The organism is Achromobacter sp. K91 (assembly GCF_003576205.1).
GTDB classification, from domain to species: domain Bacteria; phylum Pseudomonadota; class Gammaproteobacteria; order Burkholderiales; family Burkholderiaceae_B; genus Achromobacter; species Achromobacter aegrifaciens.
The window spans coordinates 26,927-50,043 of record NZ_QWFB01000012.1; the positions used below are offsets into that span (position 1 = coordinate 26,927).

The window sequence follows — 23,117 nt, forward strand, 5'->3', positions numbered from 1 at the left end:
GGGACTCCGTGAGCGGGGAAGATCGATATGCGTCATACCGACCGGAAGCCACGGAAACCATGTCTTCTGGCGGATTGGCAGGGCCAGTGTGCAGGCCGTCGCCCGACAATCCGCAGTCATTGGAATTACAAATCCGATCGTCCCGGCGTCACGGTTCTGTCATGTCCGCATGGGTCGTACCCCGCCTGCCTTATCCCTCCAATCCCCCCAGATCCGGAGGCCGGTTCTCGATGATGGCCTCCATGCTGAAGAACCCGGTCACCGTGGAAAGCTCGAAATCCGTGATCAGCTTCTGGTAGAAGCGGTCGTACCCGGCCATGCCGCGGCAGACCACCTTGATCAGGTAATCCCAGTCCCCGCCGATGCGATAGAACTCCGTGACTTCTGGCAGGCGTTCCACATGTTGGCGAAAGCCGTCAGCCCAGGCCTTGGCGTGATGGCTGGTGCGGATCATCACGAAGACCGTCAGGTCCAGTCCCAGTTCGACCAGATTGACCTCGGCCCGGGTGCCGCGAATGATGCCGCAGGCGTTCAAGCGCTGCAGCCTGCGCCAGCAGGCGTTTTGCGACAGGCCGACGCGATCGGCCAGCTCGCGTTGCGACAGCGCGCCGTCCTTTTGCAGGCAGGAGATGATATTCAGATCAAATTTATCTATTTTTTCCATTTAAAAGATCAAGTGACCCAATTTATGAGGTTTTTGGCAAAATTTAGGTGAGGTTTCAAATTTCTTTCCATCGTATGATATTTCGGTGTGCCCAGGAACATCCCCGACATGAATACGCCTACCAAAACGACCCCCGCCAAGATCACTCCGTTGCAGCAATTCCAGGAAAGCCTGAAGACGGACGACGTGGCCGCGGCGCTGGCCGAGGGGCTGATCGGCAAGGATGCGGTGGTCGAGGGGCCCTATGGCATCAAGCCGCTGGTGTACGCCGACTACGTTGCGTCCGGCCGGGCGCTGATGCAGGTCGAGCGTTTCATTCTTGAGCAGGTGCTGCCGTACTACGCCAACTCGCATACCGAGGCGTCATACTGCGGCGGTTTCATTACCCGCCTGCGCCGCGAGGCGCGCGCGGCGATTGCGCGGTGCTGCGGCGCGAGCGATGAGCATGCCGTGATTTTTGCGGGGTCTGGCGCGACGGCGGGGATCAACCGGCTGGTGCATCTGTTCGGCGTGCGCGAGGCCATCGCCGCGGGCCGCAAGGTGCGCATCATCATCGGCCCCTACGAACACCATTCCAACATCCTGCCGTGGCGCGAATGCGGCGCTGAAGTCGTCGAGCTGGCGGAAAGCCCGGAAGGCGGCCCCGAGCTGGCCCAGCTGGACGCGGCGCTGCAAGCCGGGAAGGGCGCGCTGGTCGTCTGCGCGCTGTCGGCGGCTTCGAACGTGACGGGCATCGTGGCGGACGTGGCGGCAGTGACCCGGCGCGTCAAGGCCGCGGGCGCCAAGATGCTGTGGGACTACGCAGGCGGCGCGCCCTATCTGCCGATCCGGATGACGCCCGCCGCCGACGCGGCGATCGACGCGATTGTTTTTTCGCCGCACAAATTCATCGGCGGTCCGGGCGCGTCTGGGGTGCTGATCGTGCGCCGCGACGCGGTGCTGGACACCAAGCCCACCTGGCCCGGCGGCGGTACGGTGCGCTTCGTTTCGCCCGCGGGCCACGACTACAGCGGCAGCCTGGAAGCGCGCGAGGAAGCGGGCACGCCCAATGTGGTGGGCGATATCCGCGCCGCGCTGGTGCTGCTGGTGAAGGAAGCCCTGGGCGCCGACTTCATGCGCCAGCGCAATCAACACTTCGTGGAGCGTGCGCTGGCCAGATGGCAAGGCGTCGCGCAGCTGGAGCTGCTGGGTTCGCTGACGGCGGCGCGCCTGCCGATTTTCTCGTTCCGGGTGCGCAATGGACGCGGCGGCTTCGTGCACCAGCAACTGGTGACGCGCATGCTGAGCGACCGCTTCGGCATCCAGGCGCGCGGCGGTTGCGCCTGCGCGGGACCCTACGTGCATCGCCTGCTGGAGATCGACGCTGAAGAATCGCAGCAGATGCGCCAGGCCATCCTGGACGGCCGCGAGATGGAAAAGCCGGGCTTCATCCGCCTGAACTTCAGCGTGCTGCTGCCAGACGAGAAGGCCGATTTCATCCTGGATTCGGTGCTGGCGCTGGCCGCGGATGCGACCGAGTTCGAGCACCGCTACGGCTTCGATCCAAGCCGGGCCATCTTCTTCCCGCACAGCGCTGAGAAGCAGGCCGCCTGAGCCGCGCGCCCGCCGGCTGGCGGGCCGCTCAATCCTTCATCTGCAGGCCGCAGGTTCTGATCCATGCGGCCTTTTTGTCGGCCAGTTCCTCGGACGCGTCGCTCAGCGCGCGCGCCATCTTCGCCGGAAACTCGACCCCCTTGCGGCGGCAGGCCTCGAAGTCGTCGACCAGGGCGTAGCGCGCATCCAGCAGGTCCAGCCGGCCCTGGCACAGCTCGCGATTCAATTGCAGATCGTTGGATGCTTCGCGCGTGCGCTGCACGTCCTGCGCGCGGTCGATGCGCGCCTGCTCTGCCTGGACCTGCGCAACGCAGTCTTGCGCGACGGCGGGGGCGCTGGCGGCGCAGAGGAGCAGGACGGCGAGGGAGCGTCGGTCAAGAGCGGCCATGCGGGGATACCTTGGGAATGCGACTGAATGGGCAGCATCATAACTGCCACGAGCATCAGTGCGCCGGATGGGCAGATCCGTCCGAACCCGCTGCCGCCAGATGCTTCCAGATCGCCTCGGCCACTGTCTGCGGCGCAATGCTGGCCATGTCGCCCTTTACGGCGGCTTCAATCGGATGCAGCCAGGGCACATACCGCAACGCAGGAGTGGCGCCGAACAGACCTATGGTCGGTATTCCGTGGGCCGCCGCAATGTGCATGCCCATGCTGTCGTTGGAAACAAACACCGAACAGCGCGCGATCAGCGCCTGGCTATCGCATATGTCCGTGGCCTGTTGCGTTGCGTCCAACAAAACAATGGACTCGGGCAGCAAGCTGCGAATTTCTTGGGCGATCTCCTGGACATCGCTGCCGCCCACCAATGCAAAACGCAGTCCGCTATCTTGCGCATGCAAGATGCGCGCGACCTCCGCAAATGCTCTGCCGCTATAGCGTTTGCAGGGTATCGATCCATTCAAGCCGAAGCCAACCGTCCGCGATTGCGCTTGGCAGAACTGGATGGCCTTGCTGCTCGCCGAATCCGTACAGAATAGCGACGGATAACGTGGCTCATACTGATAGCCAGCCTTGGCATACAGCAACGGCAGCCATGTATAGATGTCGGGGTGCGGGGTTCCTTTGCGGCGTACCCAGAGACGATGCGTGAGCAGTGCCGCGAGATGCGGATGATGCATGCGTACGAAACCGATGCGCCGTGGAATTCCTGCCAAGCGGGCCGCCAGCGCAATGTGAGTACGGAAGGTAAAGAGAAACAGGCTGTCGTAGGCGCGATCCGCCAGGACCTGCTTCACCCGTGTGATTCGTTCCCAGCCTTGCAGCCGGTTTTCCGATCGCAGCGAGATGACTTCCCCTACATAGGGCTGAGCGCGGAACAGTTCTTGCGCGGACTCATTTTGAGTCATGAGCAATGAGACCGTCCCTCCGGTTTGTTCGGCCAATGCCCGGGCAAAAACCATGCTGAGCACTCCGTCGCCGATGCCGCCGGAAATATAAATCGCACAATTTCGCGCAGTGCTGCACGAGACGGAGGGGGCGGTCGACATGGCATCCAATAGATACGCTCACTGCCCTTTGAAAAGGAACTGAATTTCGGATCCATTAGTCTGGCGGAGGTATGTTTCCTGCGTGTGTAGTTTTTTGTATTGAATATATGGAAAGAGTGTTGTGCGATGGCCCTGGATCAGGTGATGGCAGGTGGGGGTGCAGCGGGCGCATGACGCATCCCATGCCTCTTAAGTTCTACTCCAATTTATCCCCTGGTTACTGGTCGAAAACCCAGTTTACGGTTGCCTGAAACTCGCCTACTGTTCTTTACATATCAACGACTTGCAACGCCGCCTGGCGCGCTCGCGAGACAGTCTGAGATAGAAATTTCTGTTTTATCAACAAGTTACGTTGGAGATGAAAGAGAATGACCGATACCCTCATCAAGGTCGACCTGGCCCAATCCCCCTACGAGAACGCACAGATCCACAATCGCTGGCATCCGGACATTCCGATGGCCGTGTGGGTCAAGCCCGGGGATGACTTCGTGCTGGAAACCTATGACTGGACCGGCGGCGCAATCAAGAACGACGACAGCGCCGACGACGTCCGCGACGTGGACCTGTCCACGGTGCACTTTCTTTCGGGGCCGGTGGGCGTGGAAGGGGCCGAGCCTGGCGACCTGCTGGTGGTGGACCTGCTGGACATCGGCGCCAAGCCGGACAGCCTGTGGGGGTTCAACGGCTTCTTCAGCCGCAATAACGGCGGCGGCTTCCTGACCGAGCATTTTCCGCACGCGCAGAAATCCATCTGGGATTTCCATGGCATGTTCACCTCGTCCCGCCATATCCCGGGCGTGAACTTCGCCGGGTTGATCCATCCCGGGCTGATCGGCTGCCTGCCGGACAAGAAGCTTCTGGATACCTGGAACCGGCGCGAGCAGGCGCTGATCGACACCAATCCCAACCGCGTGCCGCCGCTGGCCAATCCGCCCGCGCCGAAGACGGCGCACATGGGCGCCATGCAGGGAGCGGAGCGCGACAAGGCGGCGGGCGAGGGCGCGCGCACGGTGCCGCCGCGCGAGCACGGCGGCAACTGCGACATCAAGGACCTTTCGCGCGGCGCGCGCGTGTTCTTTCCGGTCTATGTGAAGGGCGGCGGCCTGTCGGTGGGCGACCTGCATTTTTCGCAGGGCGACGGCGAGATCACGTTCTGCGGCGCCATTGAAATGGCGGGCTGGGTGCACATGCGCGTGTCGCTGATCAAGGGCGGCATGGACAAGTACGCGATCAGGAATCCGATCTTCAAGCCCAGCCCGATCACGCCGGCCTACAAGGACTTCCTGATCTTCGAAGGCATTTCGGTGGACGAATCCGGCAAGCAGCACTACCTGGACGTGAACGTCGCGTACCGGCAGGCCTGCCTGAACGCCATCGAGTACCTGAAGAAGTTCGGCTATTCGGGCGCCCAGGCGTATTCATTGCTGGGCTGCGCGCCGGTGCAGGGGCATATCAGCGGGGTGGTGGACATCCCCAACTCCTGCGCCACGCTGTGGCTGCCGACGGAGATTTTCGACTTCGACATCCAACCGTCGGCGTCCGGCCCCGTCAAGCACATCCAGGGCGGCGTGGACATGCCGCTGTCGCGCGACCGCTAGGAGCCATCCCATGCCCATGTATGACTATGCCTGCGGCGATTGCGGCGAGTTCGCGGCGCTGGTGCCCCTGGCCCAGTGGCGCGATCCCGCGGCCTGCCCGCAGTGCGGCGCGATGTGCGGCCGCATCCTGGGCGGAGCGCCGGCGATATCGGCGCTATCGTCCGCGGTGAACCGGGCGCGCGCGGTCAATGAGCGCAGCGCCCACGAGCCGCGCAGTTCGCGTTCCGGCCACGGGATGAATTGCGGATGCTGTTCAGGCGGCAAGGCGGCGGGCAAGACGCGCACCACGCCGGATGGGGCGAAATCGTTTGCGGGCGCCAGGCCCTGGATGATCAGCCACTGAGGACGCGCCGATGGCGCATAAAACAAGGCCCCGCTCGAGCGGGGCCTTGTTCTTGCGAGGCGCGAGCAACGGGCTCAGGCCTCCAGTGGCGCCACCGCGGCGCCCTGGATCTTGTGGCGGGCCAGGGCTTCGGCGACGAAGCCCGATTTCTTCATGGCCTCGACGAAGGCAGCCAGGTAGGCGCTGGCCTTGTCGCCGCGGCTCTTGGGCACGCCCATGGCCTGCCGGATCAGCATGAAGTGGCCGTCCAGCAGGCGCAGGCCGCCCAGGCGCTGCGCGTCGGCTTCAAGCTGCTGCTTCACGCCTGCGGCGACTTCCATGTTTTCCTGCATGAAGGTGTCGACGACGGCGGGCGAGGTTGGCGCGCGGAAGATCTCCGCCTGCTTGAGTTCCCGCGTGAGGTGCAGGTCGTAGGCGCTGCCCTTGCCGACCACCACGCGCTGGCCCTTGCGGTCCACCTGGTCCATGCTGGCGATGGGCGAGTCCTGGCGCACCAGGTACGCGCCTTCGATGACCACGTAGGGCGCGGTGAATGCGATCTGCGCGCCGCGCAGCGGATCGATGGCGAAGAAGCCCACGTCGGCCTCTTCTGCGGCCACGGCATTGACGGATTCGCCGGCCGACTTGAAGACCACCAGTTCCAACTGCACGTCCAGGCGCCGCGCCAGTTCAGTTGCCAGGTCGACCGAGACGCCGCCGGCCTGGCCGGTGACGGGATCGGCGTGGGCGAGGATGGGATTGCCCAGGTTGATGGACGCGCGCAACGCGCCGGTGGGGGCGAAGGCGGAAAGCAGCTCGTGGTCGGTCTTCATGGTTTCCTTGGGCGTAGGGGCGCGCGCTGGCGCGCACGATGCGGCAAGCATAGCCGCAAGCGCGCGCGTTGCGCGATGCCTTATTGTGCGCGGCGCAGTACGTAGTGCGGGGCCAGCGGACCTGTAGGTCGGGTGCCGTCGCGGTACAGCATGGTCACCTGGTTTTCGCCCACGAAGTAGCGCTGGCTGTCGCCGGACGCGTCCAGGCGGATGGTGCTGCCGTCGGACTCCCAGCTGAATGTGCCGGTTACCACCTCGGGCTGCGGCTGGCGGTCCAGGTACTGGGTCTGTCTTTCGTAGCGGCCATCCTGTTCCAAGGTCAGGCGGGTTCGGATGCCCGGGCAGTCGGCGCAGGGCAGGGTGCCTTCGTAGCTGCCGGCCCAGTCCAGCGAATCGCGGGCGGTGTGGCTGTCGACGGGGGCGGAACCGCCGGCGCCGGGCCGGGAGGGCGCGCAGCCGGCGAGCAGGGCTAGCGTCAGGGCGCAGGTCAGGGTGGTTTTCATCATGGCGAGCTCCTGTTTGGCAAACCGGTCACGATACGGACAGTAACGGGGCGGTGCTGAAACGGGATGTAAAGCGCGGGGGCCGGCAGCGGCCGTGCATGCGCTACGCTACCTTATTTTCCAGGCGCACCGGCCCGGGCCTTCCCTCTTGAACAGGACGATTCCGATGAAAGGCGAACACCGTTACAACGTCACCGTCGACTGGACCGGCAACACCGGCTCCGGCACGTCCAGCTACGCGGCCTATTCCCGCGACCACGTGATCCGTGCGGCGGGCAAGCCCGATGTGCCGGGATCGTCCGATCCGGCCTTCCGCGGCGATCCCGCGCGCTGGAATCCCGAGGACATGCTGGTGGCGTCGCTGTCCGCGTGCCACAAGCTCTGGTATCTGCACTTCTGCGCGGTCGAAGGGGTGACGGTGGAGGCCTACCGCGACGAGGCCGAAGGCGTCATGGTCGAGGACCGCGAGCGTGGCGGCTTCTTCAGCGCCGTCACCTTGCGCCCCGAAGTGACCATCCGCGCTGGCGACGACGCTGCGCTGGCGGCCGAACTGCACGAGCGCGCGCATCATTTCTGCTTCATCGCCAATTCGGTCAACTTCCCGGTGCGTTGCGAGCCGCGCATCGTGCAAGCTGCCTGAGGACCATCGCCATGCTGACCATTTGGGGACGCCGCAGTTCATTCAATGTGCAGAAGGTGCTTTGGCTGGCGGGAGAGCTGGGCCTGGAGTACGAACATGTGCTGGCTGGCGGCGAGCACGGGCTGCTGGACACGGCCGAGTTCCGCGCCATGAATCCGCACGGCAAGGTGCCGCTGCTGCGCGATGGCGCGACGACGGTCTGGGAGTCCCATGCCATCCTGCGCTATCTGGCCGCGCGCGACGGCGCCGGCCGCTTCTGGGCGGACGACCCCGCGCAGCGGGCCGGCGCCGACGGCTGGATGGACTGGGCCCAGACCGCCTTGCAGCCAGCCTTTCTGACGGGCGTGTTCTGGGGCTGTTACCGCACCCCCGAGGCGCAGCGCGACACGGCGGCCATCGAGCGCTCCATCGCCGCCACGCATGCCTGCCTGCGGCAACTGGACCGCGCGCTGGCGGACCGTCCGTATCTGGGCGGCGAAACCCTGGGCCTGGCCGACATTCCGGCGGGCACCACGCTCTACCGCTACTTCGAACTGGACATCCCGCATCCGTCCATGCCCCATCTGCAGGCCTGGTACGAGCGCCTGCATGCCCGTCCCGCCTATCGCGAACATGTGATGGTGCCGTTCGGGGAGCTGCGCGGGCGGCTGGCTTTCTAGCCGGATTTACAAATTTTCCGGCGGGCGATGTCACGTCATGGCAGGCTGTCTCGTCCTACGGGTAATGGCGCCGCATCCTGCGGCGCATGCCTACCTTGCCGGAGACCCGCCATGAGCACCGCCCGCCTGAACGCCTACACCGCCTCGCCCAAGGCCATGAAAGCCATGATCGCCCTGAACGACTTCGTCGAAAGCTGCGGCCTGGAACACAGCCTGCTCGAACTGGTGAAGATGCGCGCTTCGCAGATCAATGGTTGCGCCTACTGCCTGCACATGCATTCCACCGATGCCCGTAAACAGGGCGAAACCGAAATGCGCCTGTACCTGCTGGATGCCTGGCGCGAATCTTCGCTGTACAGCGAGCGTGAGCGCGCCGCGCTGGCGTGGACGGAGTCGTTGACCAGACTTGCAGATACTCGTGCGCCGGACGCGGACTACGCCGAAATGGCAAGGCATTTCAACGAGGAAGAGCAGGTCAACCTGACCGTCGCCATCAACATGATCAATAGCTGGAACCGCATCGCAGTCGGGTTCCGCTCGCAGCATCCCAAGCACTGAGGCCAGGCCGTATGAGCGCGTCCGCCATTCCCGATGCCGTTGCCGACTTCGAGCCCCATCGCAGGCATTTGCAGGGCCTGGCCTACCGCATGCTGGGGTCATGGGCGGAGGCCGAGGACATCGTGCAGGACGCGTGGCTGCGCTGGCGCGACGCGGACCGCGGCCGGGTCGAGACGCCGCGCGCCTTCCTGTCGCGGACGGTCACGCGGCTGTGCCTGGACCAGTTGAAATCGGCGCGCGCGCGGCGCGAGGAGTACGTGGGGCCATGGCTGCCCGAACCCTTGCCCGACGCGGGCAGCTATGAGGCGGCGGGTGCGGGGGAGATTGCGCACGATCTGTCGGTGGCGCTGATGCTGGCGCTGGAGCGCCTGTCCGCATTGGAACGGGCCGCTTTCCTGCTGCACGACGTGTTCGACATGCCGTTCGCGGAGATCGCGGCGACGCTGGGCCGGAACGAGGCAGCCTGCCGCCAGTTGGCCGCGCGGGCGCGCAGCCGCGTGCGCGACGCGCGTCCGCGGTTCGCAGTGACGGAGCAGGAAGGCGCGCGCATCGCCGATGCCTTCTGGCAGGCATCGCGCGCGGGCGATGTGGATGCCCTGCGCAGCCTGTTGGCGCATGACGCCGTGCTGCATGCGGACGGCGGCGGCAAAAAGCTGGCCGTGTTCAGGCCCATTCTGGGCAGCGACAAGATCGCGCGTTTTTTTGCCGGTCTGGCGAAAAAGCCCAGCGGCCAGTTCCTGGACGCCGTGGTGACGCAATTGAACGGCATGCCGGGGGTGCTGGCGACCGAACTGGACGGTTTGCCCCGGTCCACCACGCTGGAGGTGCGCGACGGCAGGATCGCCGCCATCTACATCGTGCGCAACCCTGATAAGCTGCGCCATGTCGCGGCGCCGCCGCCGCAGCCGACCGCGCCCCAGGATGATTCCGCACCTCACTGACTATCCGCAGGACCTGCCCGTACTGGGGCTGGAAGGCTTGCGTCTGCGCCCATTGCGGGAAGCAGACGCGGCCGATTGGCACGCATATCTGCGCGACGAGGCGGTCACGCGCCATACCAGCTGGCAGTTGGACGGACCGGATACGCTGGTGCGCCTGATCCGCGGTTATGGTCAGCCAGCGGTATCGCACAGCCTGCGCCTGGCCATCGTCACGCTGGACGGCGTCTTGGCGGGCACCATAGGCTTGAACGAGATCGCTGCGTCCGCGCGGCGCGCGGAGATCGCCTATGACGTCGCGCCGCCGTACTGGCGGCGTGGCATCGCCACGCGCGCCTGTGTGTCCGTGACCGAGTGGGCCTTGCGCGAGCTGGGCTTCGCACGCATCCAGGCTACCGTGCTGGATACCAACGTGGCGTCGGCCGGCGTGCTGGAGCGCTGCGGCTTTCAGCGCGAAGGGTTGCTGCGGCGCTACCGCCTGGTGCGCGGCGTGCCTCGCGATTTCTGGATGTACGCGCGGATCACTGCCGCGCAGGACTGACGCCCAACCAATTTGAGAAAGCCATGACCTCTGCTTTGATCGTGATAGACGTGCAGCGCGCGTTGTTCGAGACGAATCCCGCGCCAGCCGATGCCGAGGCCGTGCTGGCCCGCATCAATGCGCTGGCCGGGCGTGCGCGCGCGGCCGGCGCGCCCGTCATCTACGTGCAGCACGAGAGCCCCGGCAGCGCCATGGATCACGGCCAGCCGGGCTGGCAGTTGGACTCGCGGCTGCAACCGGAGGACGGGGACGTCCGCGTGCGCAAGACCACGCCCGATTCCTTTTTGCGCACCGGTCTGGCCGATGCGCTGGCGCAAGCCGGCGCATCGCAACTGGTCGTGTGCGGCTACGCCAGCGAGTTCTGTGTGGACACGACCGTGCGCCGCGCGGCCGCGCTTGGATATCCCGTCACGCTGGCTGCCGACGCCCACACCACCCAGGACAAGCCACATGCGCCGGGCGCGCAGATCCGCGCGCATCACAACGCGACCTTGTCATCGATCTCCAGTTTTGGCGTGAAGATCGCCGCCGTGCCTGCGGCGGACATTGTCTTCGCCGCCGCGGCTGCCCGGTGACCGCCATGGATCCTGAACTGCTGTCCTTGCTGGTCACGCGCACCATGCCCTTCGGCAAGTACCAGGGACGCCTGATCGCGGATTTGCCCGGGCCCTACCTGGCCTGGTTCGCGCGCAAGGGCTTTCCGCCGGGTGAATTGGGACGTCTGCTGGCCCTGATGCACGAGCTGGACCACAACGGCTTGTCTTCCTTGCTGGCGCCGCTGCGCCAGTCCGCGCCGAAGAAGTAGGGCGCGGCCCGCGTAGGGCGGCCCGCCAGAGAAACCCCGGGAAACAACTGTGGCGGATTGTGTAGCGTCTTGGCACGCCGCGCGCCAGCGGCCGGGGATACCATAGTGCGGCATGTCCAGGGGCCCCGGAGCGCGCCCTGGACGTCAGTCCATTGAAGAGAGGTCGTCATGAAGAAACTCCACATTTCCGCCTTCCTGCTTGCCGCCTTGTGCGCGGCCGGCGCCGTACAGGCGCAGAATGCGGCGCCCGTCACGCAGGAATACCAGTACCCCAGCGTGCGCTCCAAGGACGGCAGCCTGTCGCCGCCTTCCACGTTGCGCATGACGGTCACGCCCGAAGCCGGCTCCGCGCCCGCGGTCATCCGCGATACGCCGGAAAGCCAGGCCCAGTACGTGCGCTGCCGCGAAGTGTCGGACCGCGCCGCCGTGTCGAACGCGCAGATGCAGGCCGGCGTGGCGCAGTGCCTGAAAGAGCTGGAGCAGCGTCGCCAGCAATAGGGCGCGCGCCGCCGCCCAACGGGCGGCTTTCCGTTCTGGTCAAACGGTAATAATATTCAATCTCATCAACAGCGCTGCCCGCCGCGACGGAGCCGCCATCTTGACCGCCGCCCATCCCGAACCTGATTGGACCGTATCGGCCGCCACGCCCGCTATTTCGCTGGCGGGCGGCACGCTGCGCTTTGGCCGCGACGAGCGCGTGCAGGAGCGCCTGGAGCCGGGCCTGAAGCTGGTGCTCGTGCTGGACGGGGACCTGCGCTATAGCGTGCGCGGCGCCGCGTCCACCCGCGTGAGCGGGCCCGCGCTGCACCTGAGCGTGTGCCAGGACGCCATGGGCATGGAGCACGAGTTTGGCGCCCATCAGTCCTTGCGCTTCGTGTCCTTGCGCACGGGACTGGACCATCTGCGCGATGCCTTTGCCATGGACCCGGCCCAATTGGCGGGCCTGCTGCGCGCGCCGCGGGCCGTTGGCGCATACGCCGAGGCCAATATGCGGGCGGACCGCAAGCTGGAGGCCCTGGGCCACCAGATGCTGGCCTGCCCGGTGCAGGGCGCGCTCAGGCGCATGTACCTCTCGGCCAAGGCGCTGGAACTGACCGCGCTTGCCTTGGGCGCGCTGCAGCCGGCGGAGCAGGGCGCTCCCGTGCGCGGCCTGACGCGCGCCGACGTGGAACGCCTGCATCACGCGCGCGACCTGGTTGCGGCGAACCTGCAGGACCCGCCCTCGCTGCCCGAACTGGCGCGACGCGTGGGCGTGAACGTCAACAAGCTCACCACCGGCTTTCGCAAGCTGTTCGGCCAGAGCGTCTACGCCTACGTGCGCGAGCGGCGCATGGAGCAGGCCCAGGCGCTGCTGGCCGAAGGCGCCTATACCGTGTCCGAGGCGGCCTACGCCTGCGGCTATACCGATTCGCACTTCACCAAGGCGTTCCTGCGCCGCTACGGCGTGCTGCCCAGCAGTGTCGCGCCGGGCCGCTAAGGCGTCGAAACTTCCGCAATCGCCAGCAAGACTTCCGCAATCGCCAACGCGCGGCCGCTGTCGTTCCTAGAATTACTTGAGAATTATTCTCAATAAAATTCTAAGAGGACAGGCAGTGCGAAAACAGGTGAATACGGGGGCGCCGCGCAGGAACGCGGCGCGGGCGCGGCATTGGCCGCTGTGGCTGGCGGTGGCGGCGGGGCCGGCGCTGGCGCAGGAGGCCGCGTCGCTGCCGGCGGTGACGGTCAGCGGCGAGGGCGTGGCGCAGGACATGGCGACCCTCGGCAAACTGCCGCTGACGCTGCGCGAGATTCCGCAGTCGGTGACGGTGATCGGGCAGGAGCGGATGCGCGAGCAGAACCTGCAAAGCCTGGATGAGGTGATGCAGCACGCCACCGGCATCACGGTGCAGCCCTATCAGCTGCTGACCACCGCGTACTACGCGCGCGGCTTCAAAGTAGATTCGTTCGAGCAGGACGGCGTGCCCGTGCTGATGGGCAACATGGCGGCATCGCCGCAGGACATGGCGGTGTACGAACGCGTGGAGATCCTGCGCGGCGCCAACGGCCTGATGCATGGCGCGGGCAATCCCGCCGCCACGGTGAACCTGGTGCGCAAGCGGCCGCAACGCGAGTTCTCGTTCAACGGCTCCCTCAGCGCCGGCAGCTGGGATCGCTACCGTGCGGAGGCCGACCTGGGCGGCCCCTTGAACGACAGCGGCAGCGTGCGCGGCCGCATCGTCGGCGCCGTGGAAGACCGTGGTTATTTCTATGACGTCGCGGATCAGCAGTCGGCGCTGCTCTACGCAATAGGCGAGGTGGACCTGGGGCCGGACACGGTGCTGTCCGCCGGCCTGCAGACTCAACGCATCCGCTCCACCACCAACATGGCCGGCGTGCCGCGCTACAAGGACGGCGGCGATATCGGCCTGAAGCGCTCGACCTACCTGGACGTGGCCTGGGACCGCTTCAACTGGGATACGACGCGCGTGTTCGCGGACCTGGAGCATCGCTTCGGCCAAGGCTGGAGCGCCAAGATCAGCGCCAATTACCTGACCGCGGACAGCAACCTGAAGTACGCCGGCGCTTATGGCGCGATAGACCGCCAGACCGGGTTGGGTTCCTCCTTGATGGGCGCGGCCTACAAGTTCGACAACACCCAGGCCAGCGTGGACGCCTATGTCGGCGGCCCGGTGCAACTGTTCGGCCGGCGCCATGAACTGCTGCTGGGCGGCAATGCCCAACGCACCACGTCCGAGCAGTACAGCGCGGACCTGACGCCCTATCCGAACGTGCCGGTCAATGTCTTCGACTGGGATCCGCACAGCGTGCCCGAGCCTGGCGTGGGGCCGTACACCTCGCCCGGGGAGACCCGGCTCAAGCAACAGGGCGTCTACGGCATGGGCCGCTTTTCGCTGGCCGATCCGGTGACGCTGGTGCTGGGCGGACGCATGAGCTGGTGGAACCAGAGCGCGCCCCGCGCGCGCCAGCGCATCGATCCGGAGTTCACGCCCTATGGCGGGCTGATCGTCGACCTCGACCGCCAATGGTCGCTGTATGGCAGCTATGCACAGGTCTTCCAGCCGCAGGGCGAGCTGACGCGCGACGGCCAGCCGCTGGATCCCATTACCGGCACCAACTACGAGGCCGGCGTCAAAGGCGAACTGGCGGACGGCGCCTTGAACCTGTCGCTGGCCGTGTTCCAGATACAGCAGAAGAACCGCGCGCAGGAGGACCCGGCATGGCCATGCGTGGGCCGCAACTGCTACTACATCTCGGGTGGGGAAGTGCGCAGCCGTGGGATCGAGGCTGAAGCCTCCGGCAGCATCACGCCCTACTGGACGGTGGCCGCCGGCTACACCTTCAACACCAGCAAGTACCTGACGGATTCGGAATCCGGCGGACAGCCGTTCGCGCGCTTCACGCCCAAGCACATCTTCCGCCTGTGGACCAACTATGCCTTGCCCGGCATGGAGCGGCGGCTGAGCGTGGGCGGCGGGCTGCAGGTGCAGTCGGGCTATTCCACGGTGTCCGGTCCCGTCACGCTGCGCCAGGGCGGCTATGCGCTGGTGGATCTGCGCATGGCCTATCGCGTGGACAAGCACGTGACCGCGGCGCTCAACGTCAACAACCTGTTCGACCGCGGCTATTACCAGAGCCTGTCGGGCACGGCCTGGAACAACCGATACGGCGAGCCCCGCAACGTCATGCTGACCCTGCGCGCCGAATACTGATGACCCGCGGCGGACGCCCACCGCGCGCGTCCGCCGGCAACCAGAAGGAGAGATCGATGAGTGCACCCGATACCGGGCCGGTGTTCGACTGGCTGGACCACTTCGTGGCGCTGGGGCGCGACGGCGCCATGCGCGACGTGGGCCGTCTGCGCCGCCTCGCGCCGCAGGACGAATGGCTGGTCGGCATCAAGGCCGTGGCCAGCGACGCCGACGTGCATGGCGATGTGTGGGAGCGCCACCCGGCCGGCGATGAAATGCTCTGCGTGCTGGAAGGGCGCGTGGTGGTCACGCTGATGGCGGAGGACGGCGTCCAGACCGACATGCTGCTGGATACCCGGCGCAGCGCCATCGTGCCGCGCGGCGTGTGGCACAGGCTGCACGTGGCCTGTCCCGGCAAGATCCTGTTCGTGACGCCGGGGCAGGGCAGCGAACACCGTCGCGCGGATGCGCCGCAATCCCGCAGCCCCTTGTTGAAGGAAATCTGAAGTGAACCGTATTGCAGACGCACGCATGTTCGTGATGATAGGCGCCTTGTATTTTTCCCAAGGCATACCGCTGGGCGTGGCCATGGAGGCTTTGCCCACGCTGCTGCGCCGCGACGGCGCGGACCTGCACGCGCTGGCCTGGCTGCCGCTGGTCGGCCTGCCTTGGGTGCTGAAGTTCCTGTGGGCGCCCGTGGTCGACAACCGCTGGACCCGCGCCATGGGCCGGCGGCGCAGCTGGATCCTGCCGATGCAGGCCGTGGTGCTGGCCTGCCTGCTGGCGCTGTCCTTGCTCGGCATCGATGCCGCGGGGGCGGCGTGGGTGGTCGCTTTGATGGCGCTGGCTTCGTTGGCCAGTGCGACGCAGGATATCGCCACCGACGGCCTGACGGCGGAGCGCTTCCAGGGGCAGGATCTGGCGCGCGCCAATGCCGTGCAGGTGGGCGGCACCATGGTGGGCTTCTTCTTCGGCGGACCGGGTTGCCTGGTACTGGCCGGCCATATCGGACAGACCGGCGCGTTGCTGACCCTGGCGGCCGTGGTGGCGTTCAGCCTGCTGCTGGCGGCCGCCTGGCGTGAAACCGAACTGGCCATGCCCGCGGCCAGGCGCCGCGCCACGCTGGGCGCCTTCGTGCGCCGCCCCGGCGCCTGGGCCCTGGCCGCGGCCGCCTTCCTGTCGGCCATGACGGCGGTGGCGGGCTATGGCCTGTCCAAGCTGTTCCTGGTGGATGCGGGCTGGGCGGTCGAGGCCGTGGGGCGCGTCGGCATGGCGGGAGGCGTGGTGACGGTGCTGCTGGGTTGCGGCGGTGGTGCATGGCTGATCGGCCGGCTGGGCGCGCGCGCGGTTCTGGCGCTGGGCCTGGCTGCCTCGGGCGCGGCCGCGCTGGCCTGGATGGCGCAGGCCCAGGGCTGGATGCCGTCGCAGGCGGGTAGCGCCCTGGGCGCGCAGGCGCTGGGCGCGTTCGGCGCGGGCGCCGCGTCCGTGGCCCTGATGACGCTGGCCATGCGCTTTGCCAGCCGTGGCGAGCAGGCCGGCACCGACATGACGGCGGTGCAGAGCGCGCGCGACCTGGGCGAGATCCTGACCTCGTCCCTCATGACCGGGCTGGCGGCCCAGGTCGGCTACGCGGGGGGCTTTGCCAGCGGCTTGCTGGTGGCGGCCGCGACGCTGGCGTTCACGGCCAGGGCGCTGGCGCGCACGGGCTGATATGGCGATTCTGGCGGTTGCGGCTACACTTATGCGCCGTTTTGCTTTCAGCCCCAGAATTCCCCATGATTTCCACCGCATGCGGCGTCGACTTCGGCACGTCCAATTCCACCGTGGGCTGGAGCCGCCCCGATCAGCGCGCGCTCCTCGCCCTGGAAGACGGCAAGACCACCTTGCCCTCGGCCATTTTCTTCCATGACGAAGACGCCGAAGTCAGCTATGGCCGGGCCGCCATCTCCGACTACCTGGCGGGCTACGACGGGCGCCTGATGCGCTCGATGAAGAGCCTGCTGGGCAGCTCGCTGATCGACGGCTCGACGGAAGTGCAGGGCCGTTCGATTCCGTTCCGCGTCCTGCTCACGCGCTTCATCGCCGAACTCAAGCGCCGCGCGGAAACCGCAGCGGGGCGCGGCTTCACGCGCGCCGTGCTGGGCCGGCCGGTGTTCTTCGTGGATGACAATCCGGCCGCCGACCAGACCGCCCAGGACACGCTGGGCGAGATCGCGCGCAGCGTCGGCTTCACCGATATCGAGTTCCAGTTCGAGCCGCTGGCCGCCGCATTCGATTATGAATCGCAGATCGACCGCGAAGAACTGGTGCTGGTCATCGACATCGGCGGTGGTACTTCCGATTTCTCGCTGATCCGCCTGGGGCCCGGCCGCGCCACCAAGGCCGACCGCCGCGAAGACATCCTGGCCTACGGCGGCGTGCACATCGGCGGGGTGGACTTCGACAAGCAGCTCAGCCTGGCGCACGTGATGCCCATGCTGGGCCTGGGCAGCCAGCTGCGCAGCGGCAAGGATGTGCCCTCCACGCAATATGGCAACCTGGCCTGCTGGCACACCATCAACCAGGCCTATACGCGCAAGGCCGCCGAACATTTCGCCTACATCCGCGCCGAGGCCGGCGACCGCGAGAAGATCGACCTGCTGCTGAACCTGGTCAAGCAGCGCGCCGGCCACTGGGTGGCGGTGCAGGTCGAAGAGGCCAAGATCGCACTGTCGGAGACGCCCGCCGCGCGCATCGACCTGTCGCGCATCGCGCCGGAGCTGGGCGTGGACGTGACGCGCCCCTCGTTCGACGCCTGCGTGGGCCGCCTGATCGAAAAGGTCGAGACCACGGTGGGCGCGTTGCTGCGCGACGCCGGCGTATCGACCGCGGACGTGGATACGGTGTTCTTCACCGGCGGTTCCAGCCGCGTGCCGCGTTTGCGCGAATCGGTGTCAGCCCTGGTGCCGGGCGCGCGCAGCGTCGAAGGCGACCTGTTCGGCAGCATCGGCGCCGGCCTGGCGCTGGACGCCCGCCGCAAGTTCGGCTGAGCCGCTCAGGCGGCCAGCATCGAGGGTACGCGGGCCGCCAGCGCGTCGATGGCGGCCCGCGTCTTGGACGGCAGGTAGCGCGCTTGCGGCCAGACGGCGTGCACCTCTTGCGCGGCCAGGCGATCACCGTGCATCAGCACGTCCAGCTCGCCGGTGCGCACATAGTGCGTCAGCATCCAGCAGGGCAGCCAGGCGAGCCCCGCGCCGGCGATGGCGGCGTCCGCGATGGCTTGCAGGTCGTCCAGGCGCAGGCACGGACGCGGGCGCAGCTGCAGTACCTGGCCGTCGGGCCCATGCAGCGCCCAGGCCTTGTCCACGCCGTTGCGCGTGTAGACGATGGCGGCATGCCGCTGCATCTCATCCACGGTGACCGGGCGGCCATGTGCCTGGATGTATGCGGGAGAAGCCCCGATGCCCATGGTCTGCATGCCCAGCCGCCGCGCGGCCAGGCTGGCGCTGTCGGGCAGCTCGCCCACGCGGATGCCCAGGTCGTAGCCTTCCTCGATCAGATCGACCACCCGGTCGTTGAATGAAACCTCCACCTGCAGTTGCGGATGCTGCTGTGCCAGTTCGCGCAGCACGGGCGCGACGCAATGGCGGCCGAACACCAGCGGCGCGCTGACGCGCAAGCGACCCTGGGGCTCGCGCCGGCCGCTGTCCAGCTCGGCCTCGGCGGTCTGCAGTTCGGCCAGCGCGCGCACGCAACGGTCGTAATAGGCCTGGCCATCGTCGGTCAGGCTTTGCTGGCGGGTGGTGCGGTGGAACAGCCTGGCGCCCAGCCGCGCCTCCAGCCGCGCGATGGACTTGCCCACCGCGGAGCGCGTGAGGTTCAGGCGTTGCGCCGCGAGCGCGAAGCTGCCTGCTTCCACGGCCTGAACGAAGACTTCGATGCCGCTCAGCCGGTCATAGGTGATCGCTGTAGCCATCATGGACTCCCTGCATTTATTGGTTCCTAATAGGATTCGATGAAATGAAAAACATTCGCCACTAGGGAAATTGGTTCCCATATATCTTATCGGTACTTGACCGTCACGGATAGCCGCCAATGGCGGGCGGCGGTCTTTTTTGCCGCCGGGCCGCCCCAAGGCAAAAAAGCCCCCTTGGGGGCAGCAAGCCGAAGGCGCAGCGTGGGGGCCTTTTTTGAATCGATAGGAGAAACAACATGCAGGCATACACCGTCACCAGCGGCAAGGACATCGCTTCGCTGGAGCGCGTCACGCGCCAGCCTCGCAGCCTGGGGCCGTTGGAGCTGCGCGTGCGCATCAAGGCCGTGTCGCTGAACTACCGCGACCTGATGGTGGCGCGCGGCGAGTATCTGAAGGGTTCGGGCGATCCGGTCATACCCGCCTCCGACGCCGCGGGCGAGGTGATCGAGGTGGGTGCGGGCGTGAGCCGGTTCAAGGTCGGCGACCGCGTCATGGGCGCATTCATGCCGGACTGGATCGATGGCGAGCCCACGCCCGCCACGGTGGCGCTGGCGCCGGGCGCCGCCACCGACGGCCTGCTGTCCACCGAGAGCGTGTTTGCCGAGCACGCCCTGGTCGCAACGCCGGCATCCTTGAGCGACGAGCAGGCCTCGACCCTGCCTTGCGCCGCCGTCACCGCATGGAACGCGCTGTTCGTCGCCGGACGCGCCAAGGCGGGCCAGACGGCTTTGTTCCTGGGCACGGGCGGGGTTTCCATCTGGGGCCTGCAACTGGCCAAGGCAGCCGGCATGCGCACCATCATCACCTCGTCCAGCGCGGACAAGCTGGCCCGCGCGCGCGAGCTGGGCGCGGACCTTACGATCAACTACCGTGAAACGCCGCAATGGCAGGACGAAGTGCTGCGCCTGACCGGCGGCGAGGGCGCCCACGTGGTGGTGGAAGTCGGCGGCGAAGGCACGCTCGAACGTTCCGTCGCGGCCGCGCGCATGGGCGGCACCATTGCGGTCATCGGCGGCGTCAGCGGCTTCGCGGCCGTGCCGGTCGCGCCCCTGGCGTTGATCGCGGGCGTCAAGCGGCTGGAAGGCATCTTCGTCGGCAGCCGCAAGATGCTCGAGGACGTGGCGCGTTTCGTCGACGTGGCGCGCATCGCGCCGGTCATCGACCGCGTCTACTCGTTTGCCGAAGCGCGCGAGGCGTTCGAGCACCTGGCGTCGGGCCGGCACTTCGGCAAGCTCGTCATCCGCGTCGCGGAGTAGGCGTCATCGGGGAAGGCGGGCGGCGATGGTAAGCTCGTGCTGCCCGCGCGGACTGGCCATCATCCGCGCGTCCCTTGAGGTATCCGACCCGCCATGACCCGCAAGCCCGATTCCCATCTCGAAGAAAAACTCGTCGCCAGCGAGGCGCCATACAACGGCGCCTTCCTGAAGATCCGCCGCGACACGGTCAGCCTGCCCAACGGCAACACGGCCACGCGCGAGTACGTGGTGCATCCGGGCGCGGTGGTGGTGATCCCGCTGCTGGACGATGGCCGGGTCCTGCTGGAGCGTCAGTTCCGTTATCCCATCGGACGCGTGATGACCGAGTTCCCGGCCGGGAAGCTGGATCCGGGCGAGGATCCGCTGGCCTGCGGCAAGCGCGAGCTGCTGGAGGAAACCGGCTATACCGCGGATCAGTGGGCGCATGCGGGAGCGCTGCACCTGGCCATCGCGTATTCCACCGAGATCATCCATATCTACTTCGCCCGCGGCCTGCGCGCCGGGCCTCGCCAATTGGACCAGGACGAATTCCTGGATGTGATCAGCGCGGATCCCGCCGAGCTGATCGAGGCTTGCGCCAAGGGCGAGGTCACCGACGCCAAGACGCTGACCTGCGTGTTGTGGATGCAGAACGTGCTGTCCGGCGCCTGGCAGCTGGACTGGCAGGACAACGCGGGCTGAAGCCCGGTCCGGAATCTGTCCAGACATGTCCGCATTTCCCGTTCTGGTGCAGCCCGCCGGCCTGCGCTTTGACGCGCCGGCCGATACCTCCGTGCTGCTGGCGGCGCAGGCGGCCGGCATCAAGCTGCCCAGTTCGTGCCGTAACGGCACATGCCGCGCCTGCATGTGTCTGCTGCTGGAAGGCGAGATCTCGTACCGCATCGAGTGGCCGGGGCTGTCGCGCGACGAGAAGGAAGAAGGCTGGATCCTGCCCTGCGTGGCGCAGGCCGAGTCCGCCCTGGAAATCCAGGCGCCCCTGGCCGCGCCGATCGAGGCCGCGCCCGTTGCGCCACCGCGCCCGCTTACCGGGGCGCGGCGCTAGCGCCTGCAATCAGCGCCGCGGCGGCCATGGCGACGCCCATTCCCAGCGCCATGCCGGCCGCCATTCCGCCGAATGGCGCGACGCTCGCGGCCAGCGCCGCCGCCATGCCCCATTGAGCCCCTGCCAGCATGCCCAGCCCCATCGCCAGCGCGCAGGCCAGCCGCGCTGCCATGCGCGGCGCGCCCGGCAGCGGCAATAGCGCGGCAATCAGCATGGCTGCGCTGCTGGCGGGCATCAGGGCCGCATGGCGCCAGGCTTGGTCCAGCAGCCCGCCGGACGCCCCGCACAGGCTGGCCAGCAGCGCCGCCGGCGTGCGCAGTGTGTCTGCCCACAGCCCCGCGGCCATGGCTGCGGTGCAGGCCAGCCACAGGACGGCGGCGTCGGAGGCCACGCGGACTGCATCGCCGGGCTTGCGCCTAGCCGCAGGCGTGGCAGGCGTGCGGCCGCGCGTCGTCGTAGCGGTCATGATGGCGTACCCAGTCGCCCAGGTTGAAGTGCGGGCCGTTCTCGTTGCGGCCCAGGGGCGCCAATTCCAGGTAGTTGTAGGCCCCGGCCAGCCTTTCCACGCCGCGCGAGAAGCTTGAATAGGTATGAAAGATCTCGCCGTCCGGGTCGCGGAAGAACGCGCTGGCGCCGGAGTTTTCCTCCATGCTGCCGTCGGCCTTGGGCACGGAGGCCAGCAGGTCGAAATTGAAGTCGCAGCCTTCGGACGAGTACCAGGGGAACTGCCAGCCCATGCGGCGCTTGAAGGCCTCCAGCTTGGCGTAGGGGGCTCGCGACACGGCGACCACCGTCACGTCATGCTGGCGCAGGTGCATGAGCGCGCTGTCCATGTGGTCGGCCAGGAACGAGCAGCCCACGCAGCCTTCCTCCCAGTCCGGGCCGAACATGAAGTGGTAGACGATGAGCTGGCTCCTGCCCTGGAACAGCGCGGCCAGGTCCACGGAGCCGGCCGCGCCCTGGAAGCGATAGGGCTTGTCCACTTTGACCCAGGGCAGGGCCATGCGCTCGCGGGCCAGCGCGTCCTGGGCACGAGTCAGTTCTTTTTCGCGGCGCAGCAGCGCCTCGCGCGCGATGTCCCATTGCGCTCGGGATACGACGGGGTGATCGGTCTGCATCGTGTGTCTCCTTGGAACGGGCCGGCAGGCCCGGGTAGGGCGAACGGCGGGGATTCAGGCCGGCTTCGCCAGATGGGCCGCCAGCCGTTCCAGCGCGCCCAGCCAGCCATGCTGGTGGCTGTCGCGGGTGGCCTGGTCGACGAACGGGGTTTGCAGGAAGGCAAGCTCGGTGCCGCCGCCGGCAGGGGTGAATTCCAGGGTGATCAGCGAGACTTCCGCGGGCGTATCGCGCCAGGCCCAGGTAAACACCAGGCGGCGCTGCGGTTCGACTTCGCGGTAGTGGCCGCTGGCGTGGTGCTCCAGCCCGTCCTCGGTGGCGAATCCCACCTGATAGGCGCCGCCCACGCGCACGTCGGTTTCCGCCCGCAGCACCTTGCGGGTTTCGGCGGGACCGAACCAGCGCATCAGCGCTTGCGGGTCCGTCCAGGCGCGCCAGACGCGTTCGACGGGGGCGTCGAAGCGGCGTTTGAGGCGGAGTTCGATGGGGGCTGTTTCGCCTCGGGTGCTTCGTTTTTCCATGGATGGACCTCTTCCTCGTGGTACAGGTAGCGCGCCAGCGAATCCAGCTGCCCGTTCCAGAACTTCTCGTAGCGGGCCAGCCAGTCGGATGCCGCCCGCATGGGTTCGGGCGATAGCGTGCAGTTCACGACGCGGCCGTCCTTGGCGCGGGCGATCAGGCCGGCGTCTTCCAGCACGCGCAGATGCTTCATGAAAGCGGGCAGGGACATGGCGTGCGGCCGGGCCAGCTCGCTGACCGAGGCCGCGCCTTGTTCCAGGTCGGCCAGCACCCGGCGCCGCGTGCCGTCTGCCAGGGCCGAAAAGATGCTGTCCAGTGTGTCGTCTTTAAACTTAACCATAGGGTTAAGTATTAAGCCGAAGCCGCGGGACTGTCAAGCAACAAAGTTGGCGCGAA

At 67.1% G+C, this 23,117-nt stretch carries 29 protein-coding genes; 19 read left to right on the forward strand and 10 right to left on the reverse strand.

The features are described from left to right. Window positions 1-190: 190 nt before the first annotated feature. Window positions 191-664, reverse strand: coding sequence for an Lrp/AsnC family transcriptional regulator (locus DXK93_RS02390; protein ID WP_054452588.1), 474 nt, complete (start codon window positions 662-664; stop codon window positions 191-193). 108 nt (window positions 665-772) lie between these two features. On the opposite strand from DXK93_RS02390, the gene DXK93_RS02395 reads away from it, so the two are divergent. Continuing rightward, entirely contained in the window at window positions 773-2,257 is a 1,485-nt protein-coding gene (locus DXK93_RS02395; protein ID WP_119449265.1) for an aminotransferase class V-fold PLP-dependent enzyme, read from the forward strand. Between the two features lie 28 nt (window positions 2,258-2,285). On the opposite strand, the gene DXK93_RS02400 is transcribed toward DXK93_RS02395, so the two are convergent. Both DXK93_RS02400 and DXK93_RS02405 read right to left on the reverse strand, forming a co-directional pair. Beyond that, window positions 2,286-2,645: a hypothetical protein gene (locus tag DXK93_RS02400; protein WP_054452577.1), complete on the reverse strand. Its 360-nt coding sequence runs from the start codon at window positions 2,643-2,645 to the stop codon at window positions 2,286-2,288. 55 nt (window positions 2,646-2,700) lie between these two features. Then, window positions 2,701-3,747 (reverse strand): glycosyltransferase family 9 protein, encoded by a 1,047-nt coding sequence (locus DXK93_RS02405; RefSeq protein WP_054452574.1) that lies wholly within the window; start codon window positions 3,745-3,747, stop codon window positions 2,701-2,703. A 368-nt stretch (window positions 3,748-4,115) separates the two neighbouring features. Between DXK93_RS02405 and fmdA the strand changes: the two genes are divergently transcribed. Together fmdA and DXK93_RS02415 are read left to right on the forward strand one after the other, a co-directional pair. Next, window positions 4,116-5,345, forward strand: a complete 1,230-nt coding sequence (fmdA, locus tag DXK93_RS02410; RefSeq protein ID WP_054452573.1) for a formamidase — start codon at window positions 4,116-4,118, stop codon at window positions 5,343-5,345. 10 nt (window positions 5,346-5,355) lie between these two features. Continuing rightward, the gene (locus DXK93_RS02415) at window positions 5,356-5,688 is read left to right on the forward strand and encodes an FmdB family zinc ribbon protein (protein WP_054452570.1); all 333 of its coding nucleotides are present in this window, start codon (window positions 5,356-5,358) and stop codon (window positions 5,686-5,688) included. A 74-nt stretch (window positions 5,689-5,762) separates the two neighbouring features. On the opposite strand, the gene DXK93_RS02420 is transcribed toward DXK93_RS02415, so the two are convergent. Both DXK93_RS02420 and DXK93_RS02425 read right to left on the reverse strand, forming a co-directional pair. After that, complete coding sequence (locus DXK93_RS02420; RefSeq protein ID WP_119449266.1) at window positions 5,763-6,500, reverse strand: ABC transporter substrate-binding protein; 738 nt, start codon at window positions 6,498-6,500, stop codon at window positions 5,763-5,765. An 80-nt stretch (window positions 6,501-6,580) separates the two neighbouring features. Continuing rightward, a complete protein-coding gene (locus DXK93_RS02425; protein ID WP_054452565.1) occupies window positions 6,581-7,006 on the reverse strand; it encodes a copper resistance protein NlpE in 426 nt (141 codons plus the stop codon). 163 nt (window positions 7,007-7,169) lie between these two features. On the opposite strand from DXK93_RS02425, the gene DXK93_RS02430 reads away from it, so the two are divergent. From DXK93_RS02430 to DXK93_RS02490, 13 genes are all read left to right on the forward strand, one after another. Further along, a complete protein-coding gene (locus DXK93_RS02430) occupies window positions 7,170-7,643 on the forward strand; it encodes an OsmC family protein (RefSeq protein ID WP_054452562.1) in 474 nt (157 codons plus the stop codon). 11 nt (window positions 7,644-7,654) lie between these two features. Then, window positions 7,655-8,302 (forward strand): glutathione S-transferase family protein, encoded by a 648-nt coding sequence (locus DXK93_RS02435; protein ID WP_119449267.1) that lies wholly within the window; start codon window positions 7,655-7,657, stop codon window positions 8,300-8,302. Between the two features lie 111 nt (window positions 8,303-8,413). Next, window positions 8,414-8,860: a carboxymuconolactone decarboxylase family protein gene (locus DXK93_RS02440; RefSeq protein WP_054452557.1), complete on the forward strand. Its 447-nt coding sequence runs from the start codon at window positions 8,414-8,416 to the stop codon at window positions 8,858-8,860. Window positions 8,861-8,871: 11 nt separating this feature from the next. Then, window positions 8,872-9,801, forward strand: coding sequence for a sigma-70 family RNA polymerase sigma factor (locus tag DXK93_RS02445; RefSeq protein WP_119449268.1), 930 nt, complete (start codon window positions 8,872-8,874; stop codon window positions 9,799-9,801). Then, window positions 9,782-10,339, forward strand: coding sequence for a GNAT family N-acetyltransferase (locus tag DXK93_RS02450; RefSeq protein ID WP_119449269.1), 558 nt, complete (start codon window positions 9,782-9,784; stop codon window positions 10,337-10,339). Before DXK93_RS02445 ends, DXK93_RS02450 begins: the two co-directional genes overlap by 20 nt. A 23-nt stretch (window positions 10,340-10,362) precedes the next feature. Beyond that, on the forward strand, window positions 10,363-10,914 hold the full coding sequence (locus DXK93_RS02455) for a cysteine hydrolase family protein (RefSeq protein ID WP_119449270.1): 552 nt from the start codon (window positions 10,363-10,365) through the stop codon (window positions 10,912-10,914). 5 nt (window positions 10,915-10,919) lie between these two features. After that, a complete protein-coding gene (locus DXK93_RS02460; protein WP_041655832.1) occupies window positions 10,920-11,144 on the forward strand; it encodes a DUF3820 family protein in 225 nt (74 codons plus the stop codon). Window positions 11,145-11,312: 168 nt separating this feature from the next. Next, window positions 11,313-11,642: a hypothetical protein gene (locus DXK93_RS02465; protein WP_054452546.1), complete on the forward strand. Its 330-nt coding sequence runs from the start codon at window positions 11,313-11,315 to the stop codon at window positions 11,640-11,642. A gap of 100 nt (window positions 11,643-11,742) precedes the next feature. Continuing rightward, the gene (locus DXK93_RS02470; RefSeq protein ID WP_175164269.1) at window positions 11,743-12,621 is read left to right on the forward strand and encodes an AraC family transcriptional regulator; all 879 of its coding nucleotides are present in this window, start codon (window positions 11,743-11,745) and stop codon (window positions 12,619-12,621) included. Window positions 12,622-12,736: 115 nt separating this feature from the next. Next, window positions 12,737-14,854 carry a TonB-dependent siderophore receptor gene (locus DXK93_RS02475; protein ID WP_370126301.1) on the forward strand — a complete coding sequence of 706 codons (2,118 nt, stop codon included), beginning with the start codon at window positions 12,737-12,739 and terminating at the stop codon, window positions 14,852-14,854. Between the two features lie 56 nt (window positions 14,855-14,910). After that, the gene (locus tag DXK93_RS02480) at window positions 14,911-15,339 is read left to right on the forward strand and encodes a cupin domain-containing protein (RefSeq protein WP_119449271.1); all 429 of its coding nucleotides are present in this window, start codon (window positions 14,911-14,913) and stop codon (window positions 15,337-15,339) included. Window positions 15,340-15,364: 25 nt separating this feature from the next. Next, on the forward strand, window positions 15,365-16,543 hold the full coding sequence (locus DXK93_RS02485) for a RhtX/FptX family siderophore transporter (RefSeq protein ID WP_054452541.1): 1,179 nt from the start codon (window positions 15,365-15,367) through the stop codon (window positions 16,541-16,543). A 65-nt stretch (window positions 16,544-16,608) separates the two neighbouring features. Next, window positions 16,609-17,862, forward strand: coding sequence for an Hsp70 family protein (locus DXK93_RS02490; RefSeq protein ID WP_054452538.1), 1,254 nt, complete (start codon window positions 16,609-16,611; stop codon window positions 17,860-17,862). 5 nt (window positions 17,863-17,867) lie between these two features. Here DXK93_RS02490 and DXK93_RS02495 read toward each other — a convergent pair whose 3' ends face one another. Continuing rightward, window positions 17,868-18,788 (reverse strand): LysR substrate-binding domain-containing protein, encoded by a 921-nt coding sequence (locus tag DXK93_RS02495; RefSeq protein WP_119449362.1) that lies wholly within the window; start codon window positions 18,786-18,788, stop codon window positions 17,868-17,870. Window positions 18,789-19,024: 236 nt separating this feature from the next. Here DXK93_RS02495 and DXK93_RS02500 point away from each other — a divergent pair, with 236 nt between their 5' ends. The 3 genes from DXK93_RS02500 to DXK93_RS02510 all read left to right on the forward strand — a co-directional run bounded on the left by DXK93_RS02500 (window position 19,025) and on the right by DXK93_RS02510 (window position 21,086). Next, complete coding sequence (locus tag DXK93_RS02500) at window positions 19,025-20,044, forward strand: NAD(P)-dependent alcohol dehydrogenase (RefSeq protein WP_119449272.1); 1,020 nt, start codon at window positions 19,025-19,027, stop codon at window positions 20,042-20,044. A gap of 93 nt (window positions 20,045-20,137) precedes the next feature. Next, window positions 20,138-20,725, forward strand: coding sequence for an NUDIX domain-containing protein (locus DXK93_RS02505; protein ID WP_054452535.1), 588 nt, complete (start codon window positions 20,138-20,140; stop codon window positions 20,723-20,725). Window positions 20,726-20,750: 25 nt separating this feature from the next. Further along, a complete protein-coding gene (locus DXK93_RS02510; protein WP_054452532.1) occupies window positions 20,751-21,086 on the forward strand; it encodes a 2Fe-2S iron-sulfur cluster-binding protein in 336 nt (111 codons plus the stop codon). Here DXK93_RS02510 and DXK93_RS02515 read toward each other — a convergent pair. The 4 genes from DXK93_RS02515 to DXK93_RS02530 are packed head-to-tail and all read right to left on the reverse strand — an operon-like array spanning window position 21,067 to window position 23,061. Then, complete coding sequence (locus DXK93_RS02515; protein WP_225590300.1) at window positions 21,067-21,552, reverse strand: hypothetical protein; 486 nt, start codon at window positions 21,550-21,552, stop codon at window positions 21,067-21,069. The genes DXK93_RS02510 and DXK93_RS02515 overlap by 20 nt on opposite strands. Beyond that, window positions 21,503-22,204: a DUF899 domain-containing protein gene (locus DXK93_RS02520; RefSeq protein WP_119449273.1), complete on the reverse strand. Its 702-nt coding sequence runs from the start codon at window positions 22,202-22,204 to the stop codon at window positions 21,503-21,505. The genes DXK93_RS02515 and DXK93_RS02520 overlap by 50 nt, the downstream gene beginning before the upstream one ends. A 54-nt stretch (window positions 22,205-22,258) precedes the next feature. Beyond that, complete coding sequence (locus DXK93_RS02525; RefSeq protein WP_119449274.1) at window positions 22,259-22,723, reverse strand: SRPBCC domain-containing protein; 465 nt, start codon at window positions 22,721-22,723, stop codon at window positions 22,259-22,261. After that, the gene (locus DXK93_RS02530; protein ID WP_119449275.1) at window positions 22,609-23,061 is read right to left on the reverse strand and encodes a helix-turn-helix transcriptional regulator; all 453 of its coding nucleotides are present in this window, start codon (window positions 23,059-23,061) and stop codon (window positions 22,609-22,611) included. The genes DXK93_RS02525 and DXK93_RS02530 overlap by 115 nt, the downstream gene beginning before the upstream one ends. Window positions 23,062-23,117: the final 56 nt, after the last annotated feature.